This is a genomic window from Viridibacillus soli (assembly GCF_016612995.1).
Taxonomy (GTDB): Bacteria; Bacillota; Bacilli; order Bacillales_A; family Planococcaceae; genus Viridibacillus; species Viridibacillus soli.
The window spans coordinates 42,367-57,202 of sequence record NZ_JAEOAH010000005.1; the positions used below are offsets into that span (position 1 = coordinate 42,367).

At 38.9% G+C, this 14,836-nt stretch carries 11 protein-coding genes; all 11 read right to left on the reverse strand.

The features are described from left to right. Positions 1 to 16: 16 nt before the first annotated feature. Entirely contained in the window at positions 17 to 934 is a 918-nt protein-coding gene (gene miaA / locus JFL43_RS05435; protein WP_200748255.1) for a tRNA (adenosine(37)-N6)-dimethylallyltransferase MiaA, read from the reverse strand. Next, complete coding sequence (locus tag JFL43_RS05440) at positions 931 to 1,869, reverse strand: alpha/beta fold hydrolase (RefSeq protein ID WP_234447615.1); 939 nt, start codon at positions 1,867 to 1,869, stop codon at positions 931 to 933. Before JFL43_RS05440 ends, miaA begins: the two co-directional genes overlap by 4 nt. Then, positions 1,844 to 3,502: a glycerol-3-phosphate dehydrogenase/oxidase gene (locus JFL43_RS05445; protein WP_234447616.1), complete on the reverse strand. Its 1,659-nt coding sequence runs from the start codon at positions 3,500 to 3,502 to the stop codon at positions 1,844 to 1,846. The genes JFL43_RS05440 and JFL43_RS05445 overlap by 26 nt, the downstream gene beginning before the upstream one ends. A 27-nt stretch (positions 3,503 to 3,529) precedes the next feature. Continuing rightward, a complete protein-coding gene (mutL, locus tag JFL43_RS05450; protein WP_200748256.1) occupies positions 3,530 to 5,431 on the reverse strand; it encodes a DNA mismatch repair endonuclease MutL in 1,902 nt (633 codons plus the stop codon). Between the two features lie 12 nt (positions 5,432 to 5,443). Further along, complete coding sequence (gene mutS / locus JFL43_RS05455; protein WP_200748257.1) at positions 5,444 to 8,050, reverse strand: DNA mismatch repair protein MutS; 2,607 nt, start codon at positions 8,048 to 8,050, stop codon at positions 5,444 to 5,446. Between the two features lie 128 nt (positions 8,051 to 8,178). Continuing rightward, on the reverse strand, positions 8,179 to 8,796 hold the full coding sequence (gene cotE / locus JFL43_RS05460) for an outer spore coat protein CotE (RefSeq protein ID WP_325166637.1): 618 nt from the start codon (positions 8,794 to 8,796) through the stop codon (positions 8,179 to 8,181). A 634-nt stretch (positions 8,797 to 9,430) separates the two neighbouring features. Next, entirely contained in the window at positions 9,431 to 9,865 is a 435-nt protein-coding gene (locus JFL43_RS05465; protein WP_100796553.1) for a RicAFT regulatory complex protein RicA family protein, read from the reverse strand. Further along, positions 9,865 to 11,412, reverse strand: a complete 1,548-nt coding sequence (gene miaB, locus JFL43_RS05470) for a tRNA (N6-isopentenyl adenosine(37)-C2)-methylthiotransferase MiaB (protein WP_200748258.1) — start codon at positions 11,410 to 11,412, stop codon at positions 9,865 to 9,867. Before miaB ends, JFL43_RS05465 begins: the two co-directional genes overlap by 1 nt. A gap of 269 nt (positions 11,413 to 11,681) precedes the next feature. Then, positions 11,682 to 12,548 carry a 2-oxoacid:ferredoxin oxidoreductase subunit beta gene (locus JFL43_RS05475; RefSeq protein ID WP_100796551.1) on the reverse strand — a complete coding sequence of 289 codons (867 nt, stop codon included), beginning with the start codon at positions 12,546 to 12,548 and terminating at the stop codon, positions 11,682 to 11,684. Further along, on the reverse strand, positions 12,535 to 14,286 hold the full coding sequence (locus JFL43_RS05480; RefSeq protein WP_100796550.1) for a 2-oxoacid:acceptor oxidoreductase subunit alpha: 1,752 nt from the start codon (positions 14,284 to 14,286) through the stop codon (positions 12,535 to 12,537). The genes JFL43_RS05475 and JFL43_RS05480 overlap by 14 nt, the downstream gene beginning before the upstream one ends. A gap of 229 nt (positions 14,287 to 14,515) precedes the next feature. Beyond that, the gene (locus JFL43_RS05485) at positions 14,516 to 14,782 is read right to left on the reverse strand and encodes a stage V sporulation protein S (RefSeq protein ID WP_100796549.1); all 267 of its coding nucleotides are present in this window, start codon (positions 14,780 to 14,782) and stop codon (positions 14,516 to 14,518) included. Positions 14,783 to 14,836: the final 54 nt, after the last annotated feature.

Sequence of the window (14,836 nt, forward strand, 5' to 3'; positions counted from 1 at the left end):
ATTTAGAAAAAACCCTTTAAAATTCCAATATTTCTCTAATTATTTTTTCTGTGCCATCTAAGCTATTAAACCATCTTACATCCATTTTGTTACGGAAATACGTGAGTTGACGCTTCGCATAACGTCTGGAGTTTTGTTTTAATTGCTCTGTGGCATTTTCTAGGTAACATTTACCATCAAAATAAGCGTATATTTCCTTGTAACCAATAGCTTGCACCGATTGCACGTCGCGAATATCCTTTTTCCAAAGAGCCTCGACTTCAGCAAGTAGCCCCTGCTCCAACATCAGGTCAACACGTTTATTTATTCGGTCATATAACAGTTCACGGTCCATATTTAAACCCATAATTAAATGTTTATAAAGCGGTTTGTTACCTTGATTTTGCTCATCAGAAGATTTTGCAACCCCACTTTGCTCAACCATTTCAAGCGCTCGAATTACACGTCTTGTATTATTCGGATGGATCGTTTCAGCTGTTTTCGGATCGAGCTTCGCTAATTTCGCATGCATCGCCTCAGGTCCCACTTCTGAAAGCTCTGTATAATAAGCTTCACGCGCTACTTCATCAATCTTTTCTTCCGTGAAGCGATAATCAAACAATACCGCTTGAATATAAAGGCCTGTCCCTCCAACAATGATAGGGAATTTACCCTTAGCTCGGATGAAATCTATACGTTCACGCACAAGCTGCTGATATTCAGCGACTGAAAACGATTCAGTTGGCTCTTTAATGCTAAGTAAATGATGGGGTATACCGCCCATCTCAGCTTCTGTAATTTTAGCTGTACCGATATTCAATTCTTTATAAATTTGCATGGAGTCACCATTAATAATTTCTCCATTTAACTGCTTCGCCAGCTCTATACTAAGGGCTGTTTTGCCAGAAGCAGTAGGGCCAACAATAGCAATTACATCTAAATCTTGTCGTCTCATTCTTTTTCTAACCACCGTATGATTGAGTTGTAAACCTCTTCTCGGTTTACTTCGTTCAATATCTCATGTCTTTTTTCTACAAATAACTGCACTGTAATATTCGTTAAACCACAACTTTGATAGCTTTTAGCCACTTTCCAAATTCCTTTACTAAAGCCACCAACAGGATCATCCGCACCACTTATTAAGAGAATCGGTAAATCTTTGCGAATGCGGTTCATTTCCTCTCGTTTTGATAGCTTTAAAATACCACCCGTTAAATCTGCGTAAAACTGATTTGTTGCGAGAAATCCACAATTGTCATCAGCAATATATTTCTTTACTTCAGCTATATCTGATGAAAGCCAATCAAAATCAGTTTGTGTATTTGGAAATGCACGATTAAAATTGCCAAATGACAATTTATCTAATAATGGACTTTCTTTTGTTTTACCATGCTTTTTAGCAAGACATTTTGCAAGTATATGTCCAGCTCGATGCGTCACACTAGCTGCGCCCGTTCCACAGAAGATAGCTTTAGAAAGCGTCTCACTGTGAAGCTCCGTATATCGTCTCGCAATGAATGAACCCATACTATGACCAAATAGAACAGTTGGAGGTAAATGTAAATCAACTCGGACAAATGCAAGTACTTCATGCACATCTAATACGGCACGATCAAATCCTTGTTCATCTGCATAATATCCTCTTGGCGCTTCATTTAACGTAGCTGTTTGCCCATGACCACGATGATCATGCGTAGAAACAATATAATCATGCTCTGTTAAAAATATCGCAAAAACGTCATACCTTGCACTGTGTTCTGCCATTCCGTGAAGAATATGAATATGGCCCTTTGGCTGTCCAATAGGGCGATAGACGGTCACTGCAATTAGATGACCGTCTGAGGCTTTAATTGTATGCGCCACTTTATTCATATAAGTCTTCTTTTGCAAAGTGCGTCGCCTCGTACAGTAACTGGTCTAGCTCTAAACGATAGCTCGCTTCTTCTGCTGCCGTATAGGATAAATATTTTTTCATTAGTTGAATGACTGTTTCTTTATGGTCATAAACGCTATCGATATCAAATAATAACCGTCCTGTACGACGGACAAAGAAATCAGCTGGTGTTAACGCCATTTCGTATTGAATGGCATAAAGCAACTGCGCATGAATAGCGATTGGTAAATCTTCAACTGTGTTATTCACTTGCAATGTATGAATAATATTGAATATTTCTTGGATATTCGTACCGTATTTTGAAACAAGCATATGAGCTTCGTCTTTTGTTAAGCCAAATTTCGTACCTTCATACGTTTTATTTTTTACATAGGCATCGAAATTTAAAGAGTTAATACTTTTTGCACCAGATAGTGATAAATACTCAGTAGTACATGGACCTGCTTTTTTGAATTGCTTTTTTTCTATAATTTTATTGACGATATTTTCCGCCATTTTACGATAGCCCGTTAATTTCCCACCGGCAATTGTTAACAAGCCACTTGGCGATTCCCAAATTTCATCTTTGCGAGAAATTTCCGAAGGATCTTTCCCTTTTTTAAAAATAAGTGGCCGAACACCTGCCCAGCTCGATTCAACGTCGTTTTTCGTAATTTGGACATCCGGGAAAATGTGGTGAATTGTGTCGATTAAATAAATAATATCTTCATCTGTCACAACTGGCTTTACTGGGTTTTCTTCGTAAAAAGTATCTGTTGTCCCCACATATGTTTTGCCATCTCGAGGGATTGCGAAAACCATTCGGCCATCTGGCGTATCGAAGTATACAGATTGTCGAAGCGGAAAACGGGATTGGTCGATAACAATATGTACCCCTTTTGTGAGGCGTAACTGTTTATTGTTACTAATTTGATCTTTTTTACGAACTTCATCTACCCATGGTCCCGTTGCATTCACAACTGTATTTGCTTGAAGTGTCCAAGTGCGAGATGAGATTTGATCACGGACGACTGCACCTGTAATTTTCGCGTTTTCTACCTTAAACTCTTCTACTTTTGCATAATTTAAACAAACAGCGCCGAGTTCAACCGCTTTTTTTATGACTTCAATTGTTAATCGTGCATCATCTGTACGGTATTCTACATAGTAACCCCCGCCAAGTAAGCCTTCTTTTTTAAGTAACGGTTCTTTTTGCAACGTCACTTCAGAATTCAGCATTTTACGACGCTCAGATTTTTTAACTCCAGCCAATTTGTCGTACACTTTTAAGCCAAGTGAGGTTGAATAAGGTCCAAATGTCCCTCCCTTGTAGAAAGGAAGTAGCATCCACTGAGGGGTTGTAATGTGCACACCATTTTCATAAACGATGGCACGTTCCTTCCCTACTTCAGCTACAACACCGACTTGCAATTGTTTTAAATAACGTAAACCACCATGTACAAGCTTCGTTGAACGACTAGATGTACCTGCTGCAAAATCCTGCATCTCAACAAGGGCAACGGATAATCCTCTAGAGGCAGCATCAAGAGCAATACCTGCACCTGTAATGCCACCACCAATAACTAATACATCAAAAGAATAAGCATCGAGCGTTTCAATAATACTTTCACGTTGAACAGATGAAAACATAATATCTTCCTCCTTATAGCATTAAAATTACATAACTCGCTTAAACATTTTCTCAATTTCATACGTTTTGAAATGGACGATCACAGGTCTACCATGTGGGCATGTGAACGGGTTGGCCATCTGTTTTAAATCATGTAGTAATACTTCCATTTGCTGCTGATCTAAGTAGTGATTTGCTTTAATGGAACGTTTACAACTCATCATAATAGCCGCTTCCTCGCGTAATTTTCTAACATCCGTTCTTCGTTCGCGTAGCACTTGTTCAATAAGTTCCTCAATAATCTCATCTTCAAAATCTTTCGGAAACCAAGCAGGGTGCTCTCTAACAACAAATGAGTTCGTGCCAAATTCCTCCAGCAAGACACCGACATCTATTAAACAATCTACATTTTCTCGTAACACGAGTGCTTCGTCAGCTGAGTAGTGAAATGTTAACGGGAATAATAATGATTGTCGCTCATTTGGATTTACATCTCCAACCTTATCTTTGAAAAATTCATATTTAATACGTTCTTGTGCAGCATGCTGATCAACGAGATAAAAGCCATCCTCACTTTGCGCTACTATATACGTACCATGAATTTGACCGACGATTTCAAGCTCTGGAAATGGCTCTTCTTTAGACAATTGTTCGTTTTCCTCTTCATATGGAATCATACGCTGTACATCTGTGCTATTTTGTTGCACAGGTAGTTCAGAATTCTCCGAGTTACCCGTATGACTTATTTGTTCCCATGTTTCTTCTTTTACAACACCTATATTTGATGTCGAATTTAAAACATCTTGCGGGAACGGCCTTGAAAAGGTAGTTGAATCCTGTTCTTGCTTCGGTTTTTCATTGAACAGTGGCATGCTCGTATTGTTGTAATTCATCGTTTTCCAGAAGTTGATTTGTTCTCCTGTTTGCGGTACTTTTTTCTTTTTTTCTGCAATTTCTGGCGCTTGCATCGATTGACGAATCACTTTATGCAATGTCTTTTCAATTAAGTCCATTAAATCTGCTTCTTTGCTTAACCGAATTTGCTGTTTTGAAGGGTGAACATTCACGTCTGTTAAAAACGGATCACCTTCAATATTAATGACCGAAATCGGAAAGCGACCGATTGGCAAAAATGTATGGTAGGAATCGATAATCGCCTTTTGCACAGTGTAATGGCGTACCCAACGTCCATTGACGAAAATAGACATATAATTTTTTGATGCACGTGTTATTTCAGGAACAGTCGCAAAGCCTGAAATTTTATAATCGGCTGATTCACCTTCAAACGGCACCATCTTTTTCGCATTGGCGACACCGTAAATAGCCGCTAACACTTGACGTAAATCACCGCGACCATTTGTTTCCAACAATGTATGGTCATGGTGTCGCAATTTGAACGCGATATCAGGATTACAAAGTGCCAATCTATTGATCAAATCAATCGTGTGACCTAGTTCAGTTTGTATCGTTTTCATATACTTTAAACGTGCTGGTGTGTTGTAAAAAAGTTGTGATACTTTCATATCCGTCCCTTTGCGCAATGCTGCAGGCTTTTTGTCTATGACATGACCACCTTCAAGCTGCACTTCAGTACCCTTTTCACCATCCGATGTCACGAGTGAAATTTTGGATACTGAAGCAATACTAGCTAATGCCTCACCGCGGAAACCGAGCGTGCGGATACGGAATAAATCATGCTCGTTATCAATTTTACTGGTGGCATGGCGCTGGAATGATTTCAATGCATCCCCTTCGTCCATTCCACTACCATTATCGATTACTTGAATCGATGTTAACCCAGCTTCTTCTAATGTCACTTCAATTGAGGTGCTTCCTGCATCAATGGCATTTTCAACTAGTTCTTTCACAACGGATGAAGGGCGCTCAACTACTTCACCTGCCGCAATTTTATTGGACAAAAATTCATCCATAATATGAATATGACCCATTTTTTGCACCTCCTATTTTTTTAGTAAAGATTGTTGCAATGCGTAAACAAGCTGCAGTGCATCCATTGGCGTAGTGCCGGATACATTTAATGCACGAAGCTGCTCTAGCGCGTCTTGTTCTATTTCTGAAACAGCTGATTTTACAACTTTCCCAGGTTTCTCTTCAGCAAATAACGATAATTGAGCAGGCTCCTCTTTGATGCTTGGAGCTTGTTCTACTTTTGTAACGGTTGCTGCTGAAACTTCATCTGTTGCTTCAAATTGTTCAAGTAATATACGAGCTCTTGCAATAATATCAGCTGGTAGCTCTGCTAATTCAGCAACGTGGATACCATAACTTTTATCTGCTGGCCCTTTTTTCACTTTGTGTAAAAAGACTACCTTACCATCTTGCTCCGTTGCCGAAACATGGACGTTTTGCAAGCGATCTAATGCATTCTCCAAATCTGTTAATTCATGATAATGGGTAGAGAATAACGTATTCGCACCGATTTTATTATGAATATACTCCATCATGGATTGAGCTAATGCCATACCGTCATAAGTTGAGGTACCACGTCCTATTTCATCAAAGAGCAACAAACTTTTCGCTGTAGCGTTTGTAATGGCATGTTGAGATTCCAACATTTCCACCATAAATGTACTTTGTCCAGCGGCTAAATCATCCGCTGCTCCAATACGCGTGAAAATTTGGTCAGTAATCGGTAGTTCTGCTTCATTTGCAGGGACGTAACAGCCTATTTGTGCAAGAATTGTAATAAGTGCTACTTGGCGCATATACGTACTTTTACCCGACATATTTGGTCCTGTAATAAGCATCATATTGCGCTCATCAGTCAGAATGCAATCATTAGGAACATACAATTGCTTATTCATCATTTTCTCAACGACTGGGTGACGACCATTAACGATTTTCAGTGAACGTCCTTCATGGAATACCGGTTTTGTGAAGCGATACTTTTCCGTTACTGTCGCAAAGCTCACGTAGACATCTAATTCACTAACTGCTGAAGCAAGTGCTTGTAATCGCGGAATATAATGCTTTAATTCTTCACGAATTTGTGTAAATAACGTATATTCAAGCGCTAAGCTTTCTTCTTCTGCATTTAAAATAATCGCTTCTTTTTCTTTCAGCTCATCTGTAATATAACGCTCAGCATTAGCAAGTGTTTGCTTTCGTTCATAACGCTCTAAATCCGCTAAATGTATATATGATTTCGTAATCTCAATATAGTAGCCGAACACGCGATTATAGCCAATTTTTAAATTCTTAATACCTGTTTTTTCACGTTCTTGCTGTTCAAGTGCAGCAATCCAATCTTTACCGTTACGGGAGGCGTAACGGAGCTCGTCTAATTTTTCGTCGTAGCCACCTCTGATGACATCGCCTTCTTTAATCGAAATGGGGGGATGATCCGTAATCGCATGACTTAAATAGCTTTCCACATCACTACATAAATCAAGTGCTTTCCCTAAGTTTTGTAGGTTTACTTTTGAAGAGGATTGCAACTGCTCTTGAATAACAGGAACTTGGCGTAGTGATTCTCTCAATTGGGCTAAATCACGGCCTCCTACATTACCGAATGCAACGCGTCCTGCTAAGCGTTCTAAGTCATACACTTGTTTAAATAATTCCTGTAATTCTGCTCGAATGAAATACTCTTCAAGTAAATCCGTAACGATGCTTAAGCGATTTTCAATATGCTGACGGTTTGCTAATGGTTGGTGTAGCCATTGTTTTAATTTTCGACCACCCATTGCTGTAACGGTCTCATCCAGTAACCATAAAAGCGTTCCTTTTTGATCACCACCACGCAGTGATTGAATCAATTCTAAATTACGTTTTGAATTGGTATCAATATTTAAATAATTTTTTGTTTCATTGTATTGGAATGGTTGAATATGCGATAGCGAGCGCATTTGCGTACGTTCGATATAGTAAAGTAACTTGCGTCCCGCACCGTGTAAATTACTCGGTGCTGCTACTAAATACTGTGCACTTCTTACTTCATCCATAGCCTCTTCTTCTATTGATAGGACAATTGATAATGTTTCAGCCTGTTCTGTCAATTCGTCAAATAATTGTTCTGACACGACTAATTCGCGAATATCATATGCTTGTAGTTGCTGTAACAATAATTTACCGTCACCTTCTACATATGTAGCCGTTGCTTCTCCAGTTGATAAATCTAAATAACTAAAAGCATATTCTGATGTATTTATTTGCACAGCAGCTGCGATAAAATGATTTGTTTTACCGTCTAGCCCTTTCCCTTCCATGATCGTCCCTGGTGTGATGAGCTGTACGACCTCTCGTTTAACGACACCTTTTGCTTGTTTGACATCTTCTGTTTGTTCACAAACTGCTACTTTATAGCCTTTTTGAACAAGTGTTTCGATATAGTTTTTAGCAGCGTGATGTGGTACACCGCACATCGGAATGCGTTCTTTCATCCCTGCATCTCTGCTAGTTAATGTGATTTCTAAAATTTGAGATGCATTTACGGCATCGTCAAAGAACATTTCATAAAAATCTCCTAAACGGAAAAATAAAAAAGCGTCTTTATAGTCTGCTTTCACTTGTAAATATTGTTGAATCATGGGTGTATATGTTGTCATGTCATTACCTCTCTTGTATACCTAAATCTTATTTCTATTATAACAAAATCCGTTACGAAAAGCGTTTCATACCTTTTTATCTTTGTACACAAAAAATAAGCCGGAGTCGCTTCCGGCTTTAATGATCCTTAGTGAAAGGATGACGATTCAAATGGCGGACCTGATGATGAGCTAGATGATGATGAACTAGATGACGATGAAGAGGAAGAGGATGAACTAGACGATGATGAACTAGATGAGCTTTCATCTAAGTCCCACTCCTCTTCAAATTCTAATGGATGTACACTAATGCACACTTTTGTCTCTCCGACTACTTCCGCAAGCAATTCTCGTTCTATTGTAACTTGGAACTGCTCCCCACAAGGTGTAATAATAGCTTCTATGCAGTTTGGTTGCTGTAAAACCTTCACATGGACATCCTCTTTACCTGTCGTATCCGTATCTCTGTATTTAAGCTTGATACGATCTTTGTACAGTACAGTTTCTGAGAACACTGCCGTTTTTGAATGATTATGATAAGCGTACCAAACATTGACATCAAATTTGCCAGTTACTTCAACAAAATTGCCATGCTTTTTCGCTTGATACGTATGATTGATCACCCAGCACCCTAAAATACTCGATGGTTTATTGGGTGGTCTTAAAAGCTCACACACTTCTACTCGTTTTTTTCCCTTAGCGACGACCGCCTTTGTGACAATTTGACGCAACTGTTTCAGCGCAATTCCTCCTTTGCTTCCGTTCATTTCATCTTATGCGGCATTAGCCTATTGGGTGATTAGATTAGTCTTTTTAAATAAAAAAACTACTGAACAGCCTTTTTCATTTCAGCTAAACAGTAGTCTCTTATTATTCTGTTACTTTAAAGGCTAGACGGGTAGCGGGCATTGCTGAACCTGGATGATCCGTATTATAAATCAATTGAGGAATTAACGTCATATCTGTTGATAATTCCTTTTGTTTATAAATACTCGGATATAAATCAAAAATGATACCCTTTACCTCCAGTAAATAACCCGATTAAACGTTATTGCCTTAAAAAGTAGGCCTTATCAAACTCTGTCCAGCCTCGACCTCTAATCGTTACATTAATCTTCGTATCAACTGGATCGAATTTTTCAAAAGAGCTCAACGATCGATGGAAGTATACTTAGATATTGCTGCCCATCCACTTTGCCACCAATTTTCTAATCAATACGATGAGGAATACCACCTAAATCATCAAGCACTTTAGAATCCTAATCAAGTTTCTTTTTCTTTTAAAATGCTCCGCCTCTTTTGAAATGCGTTTATTTATTTCACGAAAAAAGAAACAGTTTATTCTATAAAAAAACCTTTTAAAGATACTAGATCTTTAAAAGGTTTTTGGGATTTATAAGATTAAGAACAGCTACCTGGTTTTGAGTTTTCTACTTTTGATCCTGTTTCGCCACGTAACACATCGCCACCTGTTGACTCAACGATTTCATCTGTAACGCTGTTAGCGATTGTATTTGATACTAATTGTAATAGATCATTTACATCACCTTGAGATTGTTTGAATTCTTCTACGATTGGTAAAGAATCGATTTCTTCTTCGATTTTCGCAATTTTATCTTCAATTAGTTTAAGTGCCTTTTCTTTACCGTAATGTTGGAAGTTTACTGCTTGTTTTTGTAAACTTTTTAAACTAGCGATTTTTTCGCGTACCATTTGGTTTTCGTTAATTTGCGCTTCTGCACGTTTGAAGAAATCAACTTCTTCTGTGTTTGCTACCATATGTGCGACTTCCATTGCTTTTGCGATGATTTGATCTTTTGTATACATTTCCGCCATTATATTTCCACCTCTTGACCCGTTAAGACTTCGATAAAGTCCCCTTGAAGTGACCATGTTTTTGCTTCGGTAACTTGTACCTTCACAATTTGACCGATAACTTCTTTAGGTGCTACAAAGTTTACGAGTTTATTTTTTCTAGTATAACCTGCTAGTACATTCGGGTTACGTTTACTTTCCCCTTCGACTAACACTTCTACGATTTGACCGTCATATTGCTTAATAGCTTCACCACAAAGTTGGTTCACCACATCATTTAGCCGTTGTAGTCGCTCTTTTTTCACTTCCATTGGCACATTATCCTGCATTTTAGCTGCAGGTGTACCTTCACGTGGTGAATAAATGTACGTAAATGCCATTTCAAAGCCTACTTCTTTATATAATGATAGCGTTTCTTCAAATTGCTCGTCCGTTTCATTCGGGAAACCAACGATTATATCTGTTGTTAACGCTACATCTGGAATAGCTTTTCTAATTTTGCGAACGAGCTCCAAATAGCTTTCACGCGTATATTTACGCGCCATGATTTTCAACATATCACTTGAACCTGATTGTACTGGTAAATGAATATGCTCAACCAAATTCCCTTTTTTTGCTAATACTTCGATTAAGTGATCGTCGAAGTCGCGTGGATGACTTGTTGTAAAACGAATGCGGGGAATATCAATTGTTCGCAACTCATTCATTAATTCTCCAAGGCCATATGTGAGGTCTTCAAAATCTCTTCCGTAAGCGTTTACGTTTTGACCGAGTAATGTCACTTCTTTATAGCCCTGTGCTGCTAATTGGCGCACCTCTTGAATAATATCATCTGGGCGTCGACTACGTTCTTTGCCGCGTGTATAAGGTACGATACAGTATGTACAGAATTTATCACAGCCGTACATAATATTAACCCAAGCTTTCGTATTACCTTTACGGACTTTCGGAAGGTTCTCAATAACGTCACCTTCTTTAGACCACACTTCAATAACCATTTCTTTTGACATATACGCTTCGTTTAGAATATCAGGTATACGATGAATATTATGCGTCCCGAAAATCATATCAACTTGGTCATATGTTTTCAAGATTTTCTTCACAACTGCTTCTTCTTGCGACATACAGCCACAAACCCCGATCAATAAATCTGGATTTTTTTGTTTTAACGGTTTAAAGTGACCAAGTTCACCAAATACTTTGTTCTCCGCATTTTCACGGATTGCGCAAGTATTCATTAAGATGATATTCGCATCTTCTACGCTATCTGTCGCTTCATAACCAAGTTGTAGGAAAATCCCAGCCATTACTTCTGTATCGTGTTCATTCATTTGGCAACCGTACGTACGAATGTAGAATTTACGACCATGTCCCATACCCATGTATTTCTCATCAATAGCGAAGTCTTTATGGTACTGAACTTCTTCTTTACCACGTTTCTTTGCATCTTTTAAAGATGGCGCTGTATAAACAGATTGAAAATATTTACTATAGTCCTTCTCGGATTTTTTGTCCGATGTATCTGGTTGTTTCACTTGTTGACTAGCTAGTCGCTGTTCTTCGTTCATCAGTAAACTCCTTCCACTCGTATTCGCACACTCGAATACCCATTTTCTTATTATACTGAATGGAGTGTGGTTCCTACAAGAAAAGAACGTTAATTGTCGGTGTTTCGACATATAGCTAGGTTTGGCGAGTTGGGGGATTTTGGCGCTACTCACTTACTTTCGCACAACTCAACTAGCATTAGCCCTTCCATTCCCTCCCCAAAACACCATTAAAAAAAGCTAAACCTCTAGCCGACAAGCGACTAGAGGTTTAACTTCTAAATAATTTATTACATAAACTCTTTCATTAGCTCTTGGAGATCATTTTCCTCAATCATCATATCTTGCTGATTAAGGGGTTCTTCGTGATAACCTTTGACTAAATCTTGGTATGATTGTGCTTCTTTGTCTTGATAAATGATACCTGTTACAAGACCGTCATGCTCCATTACTGTTGCCATAGCTTGGGCACGGTTTGATGAGTCGTAGCCTTCTAAGCTTGATAATTTTGTAATATTTTCTTTGAACCAGTCATATGTGTTGACTTTATTATAAGTTACACATGGGCTAAATACGTTAATGAATGAGAAGCCTTTGTGATTCATACCTGCTTCGATAATTGCAGTTAGCTCTTTTAAATCTGTTGAGAAACTTTGTGCTACGAATGTTGCTCCTGCAGATATTGCAACTTCTAATGGCTTTAGTGAAGGCTCTATTGCGCCACCTGGTGTTGACTTCGTTATGAAGCCAGCAGCTGAGCGTGGTGATGTTTGGCCTTTTGTTAAGCCATAGATTTGGTTATCCATGACAATGTAAGTGATATCAACGTTTCGACGAATTGAATGGATTGTGTGACCCATACCGATTGCGAAGCCGTCACCATCACCACCTGATGCAATTACTTTTAAATTACGGTTAGCCATTTTCAAGCCTTGTGCGATTGGTAATGCACGACCGTGAATACCATGTAAACCATATGAATTAATATAACCTGAGATACGACCTGAACAGCCGATTCCTGAAATAACAGCTAGTTCATGTGGCACTATTTCAAGATTTGCTGCAGCACGTTGGATTGCAGCTTGCACTGAAAAGTCACCACATCCAGGACACCAGTTAGGTTTAACATTATTCCGGAAATCCTTAAATGTTACCATCTGTTAGCAACTCCTTCACGCGGCCTAACAATTCTTTTGGTAAGAATGGTGTGCCGTCATATTTCACTAAGCTAATAATTTTTTCGTGTGCGCTAATATTCATTTTTATCACATTAGCTAATTGGCCAGTGGCATTGTTTTCAACGACGATTACTTTTTTCGCATGACCGATTAATTCTTTCATTTCCTCCGTTGGGAATGGGTGAATTAAACGAATATGTGCGTGGTTTGTTTTCACACCTTCTTCATTCAACATCGGTTGAATTTCTTCTAATACACCCTTAGTTGAGTTGAAGCCTACTAATAGGACATCTGCTTCTTCGTGCGGTGTGTTTTTGAATACTGGAACGTTGAAGTTGACGTGGTCTAGTTTACGGAAACGTTTGTCCATTTGCGCTTTACGATTGCCCGCAGCTTCTGATGGTTTACCTGTTTCGTCATGTTCGACACCTGTAACGTGATGAATACCGTGTTTTTGACCAGGCACGACACGAGTTGACACGCCATCTTCTGTTACTTCAAAACGTTTAAAGTAAGCCTTATCTTCTGCTTCAGGTAATTCTCCAAGTTCTAATTTACCGCGACGAATTTCAATTTTCGAGTAATCAAATGGTTCAACTGTTTGTTTACCAAGTGATAATTGAAGATCTGATAATAGAATAACTGGTAATTGTAATTCTTCCGCAATGTTAAAGGCTTGGATTGTATCGTAGAATGCTTCTTCACCAGTACTTGGTGCAATAACTACTTTCGGAATTTCACCATGTGTACCGTAAAGCATTGCCATTAAATCCGATTGTTCTTGCTTTGTTGGTAGACCTGTTGATGGACCACCACGTTGTGTATCAACGATAACAAGTGGTTGCTCTGTCATACCAGAAAGGCCGATTGCTTCCATCATTAATGATAGACCCGGACCTGCAGATGCTGTAAATGCACGTACGCCACCATAGTTAGCGCCGATCGCCATTGTTGCTGCTGCGATTTCATCTTCTGTTTGAATAACAGTACCACCAAATTTTGGCAATTTTTTAATTAAATATTCCATAATTTCTGAAGCTGGAGTGATTGGATATGCTGACATAATGCGAGAGCCTGCTGCTAATGCGCCTAGAGCAATAGCTTCGTTCCCAATCATGAACATGCGATGCTTGCCATCTGCCTGCTCTAATTCGAATGCACCAACACGGTCACCAAGCATGTCATTCATCAGTACATGACCTTGTGCAATCGCTGTCATATTTTTTTGGACTACTGTCTCACCTTTACGACCGAAGATTTCATCAACGACGCTTTGGAATACTTCATCTTCAAGATTTAATAATGCAGCAGTTGCACCGATTGCAACCATGTTTTTCATTAAAGTAGTGCCCAATTCAGCTGCTACTTCCGTGAATGGAACAACGTATAATGTTGCTGGGCAATCTTCTGGTTTTTCAGGGTTGAATTTAGCATCTGCTAAAATAACGCCTCCTGATGTTAACTCTTTGTAGTTGACATCGATTGTTTCTTGATCAAATGCGACCAATATATCTAAATCATCTGGAATCGTGTGTACGACAGATGTGCGTACGTTAATTTTATTGTTCGTATGGCCACCTTTAATGCGGGAAGAGAAGTGACGGTATCCATATAAATGGTATCCAAGACGGTTCATAGCCGTAGAGAAAATTTCCCCCGTACTCTCAATACCTTCCCCTTGTTGCCCACCGACTTTCCATGAAAGCTGATGTAACATGTATAACATCTCCTTAATTACAGGTTTTAAGCTTTTTATCCTTCATCAGTTTATCACGAAGAACCGATGTAAACTATTATTTATAAGCGAATTCTTTGAAATTCAGACCTTTGACGGAAAAGCCCGTTCAATAAGTTGTAATAATAAATACTGACAATTATCACTATGTTACCATACTTTTTTATGTATATAAAAAAAATACCGGTTGCCCGGTATTTTTTGTTCTTATTTATCTCGAACGCTTTTCAACTAAAAGCTTTATCGCTGTTCGGTCTTCACCTGCAATTAAAATATCGGTGAAAGCAGGCGAACAAGTCAAGTCCGTACCACTTGGTGCAACAAATCCTCTTGCAATTGCAACTGCTTTAACAGCTTGGTTTAGTGCACCTGCTCCAACTGCTTGCATCTCTGCATAGCCTTGCTCCCTGATGACTGCTACTAATGCGCCAGCGACTGAGTTCGGGTTTGAGCGAGAAGATACTTTCAATGAATCCACAACAATTCCTCCCTTAATTTGAAAAAATGTGGGACATCTCTATTGTCCATGGAT

What these genes read in the sequence shown, in the direction of transcription:
- JFL43_RS05480 (WP_100796550.1), bottom strand. Translation starts at nt 14,286, where the DNA reads ATGTTACATCAGCTTTCATGGAAAGTCGGTGGGCAACAAGGGGAAGGT.
- mutS (WP_200748257.1), bottom strand. Translation starts at nt 8,050, where the DNA reads ATGACAACATATACACCCATGATTCAACAATATTTACAAGTGAAAGCA.
- cotE (WP_325166637.1), bottom strand. Translation starts at nt 8,796, where the DNA reads ATGAACGGAAGCAAAGGAGGAATTGCGCTGAAACAGTTGCGTCAAATT.
- JFL43_RS05475 (WP_100796551.1), bottom strand. Translation starts at nt 12,548, where the DNA reads ATGGTAACATTTAAGGATTTCCGGAATAATGTTAAACCTAACTGGTGT.
- JFL43_RS05465 (WP_100796553.1), bottom strand. Translation starts at nt 9,865, where the DNA reads ATGGCGGAAATGTATACAAAAGATCAAATCATCGCAAAAGCAATGGAA.
- miaB (WP_200748258.1), bottom strand. Translation starts at nt 11,412, where the DNA reads ATGAACGAAGAACAGCGACTAGCTAGTCAACAAGTGAAACAACCAGAT.
- JFL43_RS05445 (WP_234447616.1), bottom strand. Translation starts at nt 3,502, where the DNA reads ATGTTTTCATCTGTTCAACGTGAAAGTATTATTGAAACGCTCGATGCT.
- miaA (WP_200748255.1), bottom strand. Translation starts at nt 934, where the DNA reads ATGAGACGACAAGATTTAGATGTAATTGCTATTGTTGGCCCTACTGCT.
- mutL (WP_200748256.1), bottom strand. Translation starts at nt 5,431, where the DNA reads ATGGGTCATATTCATATTATGGATGAATTTTTGTCCAATAAAATTGCG.